Raw genomic sequence first — 4,955 nt, 5'->3', positions numbered from 1 at the left:
AAGATAAAGCGGGAGGAAATTCCAAGCGCAGCCCGGGAAGGCGATGTTCTTATTCATAAGGATAATATATGGACCATAGACCGGGAAGCCAGTCTGGAACGAAAACAGAAAATAGCCGCACTGGCTGAACAATTATGGGAAGATGACAAAAAATAAGGATTCGCCCGTACGAATAGAATGCGGTAAATGATGAATTAATCCAACCGGACAGATTGATTATAGTCTGTTCGGTTTACCTTTTATAGGCACTTTGTTATTAAACGCTTACCATTTACGAGATGTGCGTTTATATAGATATGTATATAAGGGCAGTATCTGTAATTATTTTCTTGGATAATAAAGGATATTGGCACATTTTACTAGAATAAACCAGAAATATTATTTGTTTTGTACGTTTGTGATCTAATTAAATCCAGAGTAACTAAATGTATCGGTTGGCTCAATCCAGACTGGGTGCATTTTTGTGTGCTTAGCTGGGGTTAGCTCAGAATGAGATACGACAATGTTCTGAGCTGATGTCGATAAACAATATGAAAGAGGTATATCATGGTAATACTTAAAAACAGCAAGGTAAATACATTTTTACTAAGCGTAATGATGATGGTTATTATGTTGTGTTGTAACAACCAGGTGCAGGCAGCGCAGGATGGAGATTACACCTACACTGTAACTAATGATAAAGCCACTATTACGAAGTACACTGGAGCTGGAGGAGTTGTTACAATACCAAGTACATTAGGTGGAGTTTCTGTCATAAGTATCGGCAACTGGGCTTTTTACGTTTGCCATAGCTTAACAAGTGTAAGCCTTCCCGAAGGATTAACAAATATTGGCGAGAATGCTTTTAACGGCTGCAGTAGCTTAACAAGTGTATGCTTCCCACAAGGATTGACAACTATAAGCAACGAGGCTTTTAGTTATTGCACTAGTTTAAAGCGTAAGCTTCCCACAAGGTTTAACAAGTATCGGCATCTCTACTTTTGCCTTATGCTATAAATTAACAAATATAAGTATCCCGCAAGGAGTAACCTTTATCGATACCTCTGCTTTTAGTTCTTGCAGTTTAACAAATATAAGCCTTCCGCAAGGATTAACAAGTATTGGCGAAAATGCTTTTATCAGTTGCGATAGTTTAGCCACTATCACATTTAATTCGGCAGTAACAACAATATATGATAGAGCGTATACAATACCAGCAAGGACAAAGATTATAGGATATGACCCATCTACTGCAAAAGATTACGCTACAAAGTATAACAGAACGTTCGAAGTTATAAGCACTCAACCTATTAACCCTGACTATACTTACACAGTAACTGATGAGAAAGCCAAAATTACAGGTTACACAGGGGCTGGAGGAGCCGTTACCATACCAAGCAATTTAGGTGGATTTCCTGTAACAAGTATAGGGGATTATGCTTTTCGCGGTTGTACAGGCTTAACCAGTATTGACATTCCGCAAAGTGTAACAAATATCGGTATGGGGGCTTTTAGTACATGCACAGGTCTAACTAGTATTACATTTAACTCGGCAACAACGACAATATATGATTATGAACGCACAATTCCAGCCACAACAAAGATTATAGGATATGACCCATCTACTGCAAAAGACTATGCAACAAAATATAACATAACGTTTGAAGTTATAAATTTGGCAACAAACGATATATATAGAGGATTAGTTGCCTATTATGAATTTGAAGGAAATGCCAATGATTCTTCAGGAAATGCCAATGATGGAAATATACAAGGGAAGGTAACCTTTGAGAATGGTGTTATTAAAAAGGCTATTAAGTTTGGAGGAGTATATAATCCAGGTGTGGTAAGGGTTCCAACTAGCGATTCCCTTAAATTTTCTGATGCTCTATGTATATCTTTTTTTACCAAAATCGATGATACAACTGGAGTAACCGGATATGGGGCAGTAGAGAAGTATGGATTTCACACTGTAATTGCAAAAAGTCACGATACAAGTGGAACAGCAATCTGGTCAGTATTTTATGATGACTGTTTATCTATAGTATACTTTAGTGATTGGTATTCTTATCCCCAATTTAGTATTAGTGGAAGTGCAAAAGTAAATCCGAAAAACTGGAATCATGTTGTATTGGCAATAACAAATAACTCGGCTAAGATTTGATTCCCCTGCAAAAACTAAATCCATCCCATAAAAGCACTAAGTTAAGGATCATTTTGCCTTCAAAAAGGGCTGGAAATATCATTTTTAAAGCCTTTGTGGGATTAAAATTCAACCAATTTGACTTTCCGCAGTGGAATCAACGCTCAATAGTCCCTTTTCTGGAAAGATGATTTGTGGTTGCTGTTGAAAGGCTTACGGCAGGAAAATGTGAAAATCCACTGATGACAGACTACGTAGGTTAATCTGGAGTTGTAATGGAAGTACGAGATTTAAGGTAAAAAAGGGCTGTGAGAGCAGACACCTAGATGACCGAGTTTTATATGAAGGATTTATAAATACATTTAATGCGGTAGTTTCAATATTTTAGAATTTTAAAGATAGTACCAATCGGATTGTATTGCTCATAATTATTTCACCAAAGAAGAGTTCTACTATGTCATGGTCATACTAAATTTCTTTGCGTTACAGCAAATATAATGGTAATTAGTAATAATTTTTGAAATAGCAAAAGTCGGTCTCATACATCAGCAGGAAAACAAAGAACTCAATAGAACAATAAAGCGTTTAAGTAAATGTGGGGGGTAGTGTAGTGAGAAATTCAGCTAGGTGGATATTAATTCTATCGTTAGTCTTATGCATTATGTTTGGTTTTGCCCTAATGTGCAGTGCAGCGGAGACAGTTGAGGTGATTGATGACGGTTCACTAATCACGGTAAAGGTTGACGGTACAAAGGTAGATTTCTTCACACCCCCCTACTTATCAAACGGGGATGCAATGGTTCCGATAAATGATATTGCAAAGGCAATAGGCTGTGAAATTAGTTGGGAACCAAAGGTGGGGTTATTAACAATTACAGGAAGTAAAATGATTGATATATGGGTTGGATTTTGTCATGCGGATGTAGGTGGAGTCAAAATTGACCTAAAAAAAACCCCTCCATCTATTGTGGCGGGACGCATAATAGTACCATTGCGTTTTGTATGTGAAACACTTGGTATAGAATATAAATTCGCTAAAACTGCCGCAACAACAGTAGTTGATGATAATACTATAAATGAGAAATTTCAACAAATAGTATCAATTGCATCAAGAAAGATGAACCCGGAATACATAGAAAATGATTTTGGTGTATTCACATACGGCAATATCAAAATGTCAATGTGGAATTTCTTAAAGATGAAGAACATTTATATTTCATTTTACGAACTTCACAAACAGGATTACAACTACCATTCGGTTCCCATTGATTCAGAATTCGAAAAAGTGCTGACTGAGACAATCCGTCCGCTTGCCGGCGACCAGGCTGAAATTATTATATATGTGCTTAAGACAAATGGTAAAGATACTATAACCTGTCAGGGTGGGGTTGAAGCATCGGTAAAAAGTGATTTAGGAGGTTCCTTGAGCTTTGTGTTGAGCCCAGGTCCTTATTTAGTTGACCTAAATAACGAACGTAATGTAAGCCCAACAATGATTGGTATACTAAAAGCATTACCATTTGTAGAATATACGAGTACAAATAAAGCTTTTGTATACACTGATCCAGAAACAAAATGCCAATTCTATTTTGTTGATGAACCAAATGTTATCGGGTTTCAATCTCCACCAGGTGCATGGGGCACTAGGCTCAGCAATATCCTAGCCGCTGCTTTTACGCCTGCTGTAGGGAAAGATAAAGCGACAATGGCGGTTACTACTTTGGATGGAATGCCCCCTGGGCGAAAAGATATTGGTAATGGTGTCTTCCTTGAATGCGATTATAAGGGAATGAAAAATTTGTCTATAACACGAGACGCATTAGTACCATATTCCCCAGTCATCCTTCCTCAGATTAGGATTCTATTTAATGGTGATCCCATTTTAACTGATACACCTCCAGTAATGCAGGAAGGCCGAATTTTAGTGCCAATTCGTCCCATCGCCGAGGCTATGGAAGCACAGGTAAAATGGGATCAAAATACTCAGACCGTAGCTTTGAGCCTAGGGTATATCACTGTAAAGATAACAATAGGCCAAAATACTGCCTATATTAATGGCGATACAAAACAACTGGATGTTCCTGCCCAGATTATAGATGGTAGAACCATGGTTCCTCTTCGTTTTATCAGTGAAGGACTTGGTGAAACAGTTAACTGGGATGATGCCGCCCGAACAGCTTCTATTACTTATGACCCAGAATCCTGACTTATACCCATATCGACTGCCACACAGGAGTTAGATAAAGATAACCAGAGTTAGAAAAGTATCAGATCGCTTGAATGATAGCATAAACAAAATGTCTGCCCGGCGAGGGCCGCAATAAACCTATACGTATGAAGCTGAATTTGAAAAAAATCATCTTTGGCTCGACGAACAGGAGGCATATTAGGTTATCCCACGCCCCCCCTTATTTTTAGGGGGGTACACTTTTTCGCGAAAAACCCAATTTACGCGCATCAGTATCACTTCATGGCCCAAACACAGGGCGATGCCATACTCATTCTCCAACGGGTGAAAACCTGCTAATAGATGGCGGCGAAAAAGATCAAGGGGAAAAAGTGGCGGGCTATTTACGAAATCAAGGGGTCGAAAAACTGGCAGTGGTTGTTGGTACCCATCCTCATTCCGACCACATAGGTGGCCTGATCGAAGTTATCGATAATTTTCCGGCAGCCAAAGTCTACCTGCCCGCCGTGACCCACAGCAGCCAGACCTTTGAAGAGCTTTTGCTGACCATCAAGAACAAGCAGCTTAAGATCAGCACGGCCCGCGCCGGGACAGTAATACCGCTAAATGGGCTCCAGGCTGAGTTCATAGCTCCACAAGCTGAGA

5 protein-coding genes are annotated in these 4,955 nt (G+C 39.1%); all 5 read left to right on the top strand.

Annotated elements, in window-relative coordinates; genetic code table 11:
* Positions 1 to 3 precede the first annotated feature (3 nt).
* Positions 4 to 156, top strand: a complete 153-nt coding sequence (locus PHO71_RS26350; protein WP_367279941.1) for a DUF3006 domain-containing protein — start codon at positions 4 to 6, stop codon at positions 154 to 156.
* Positions 157 to 609: 453 nt separating this feature from the next.
* The gene (locus PHO71_RS25235) at positions 610 to 996 is read left to right on the top strand and encodes a leucine-rich repeat domain-containing protein (RefSeq protein WP_300208945.1); all 387 of its coding nucleotides are present in this window, start codon (positions 610 to 612) and stop codon (positions 994 to 996) included.
* Entirely contained in the window at positions 965 to 2,143 is a 1,179-nt protein-coding gene (locus tag PHO71_RS26345) for a leucine-rich repeat domain-containing protein (protein ID WP_367279940.1), read from the top strand. Before PHO71_RS25235 ends, PHO71_RS26345 begins: the two co-directional genes overlap by 32 nt.
* Before the next feature lie 640 nt (positions 2,144 to 2,783).
* Positions 2,784 to 4,328: a stalk domain-containing protein gene (locus tag PHO71_RS25225; RefSeq protein ID WP_300208944.1), complete on the top strand. Its 1,545-nt coding sequence runs from the start codon at positions 2,784 to 2,786 to the stop codon at positions 4,326 to 4,328.
* Between the two features lie 353 nt (positions 4,329 to 4,681).
* Positions 4,682 to 4,955, top strand: a 274-nt coding sequence (locus PHO71_RS25220; RefSeq protein ID WP_300208943.1) for an MBL fold metallo-hydrolase, incomplete at its 3' end; no start/stop codon positions are given.

The sequence above is a fragment of the Bacteroides sp. genome (genome assembly GCF_028690125.1).
GTDB lineage: Bacteria > Bacteroidota > Bacteroidia > Bacteroidales > Bacteroidaceae > Bacteroides.
The sequence above is the reverse complement of the archived record's forward strand: the minus strand, read 5'-3'. Positions and strand labels throughout refer to the sequence as shown.

What these genes read in the sequence shown, in the direction of transcription:
- PHO71_RS25235 (WP_300208945.1), top strand. Translation starts at nt 610, where the DNA reads ATGTTGTGTTGTAACAACCAGGTGCAGGCAGCGCAGGATGGAGATTAC.
- PHO71_RS25225 (WP_300208944.1), top strand. Translation starts at nt 2,784, where the DNA reads ATGTTTGGTTTTGCCCTAATGTGCAGTGCAGCGGAGACAGTTGAGGTG.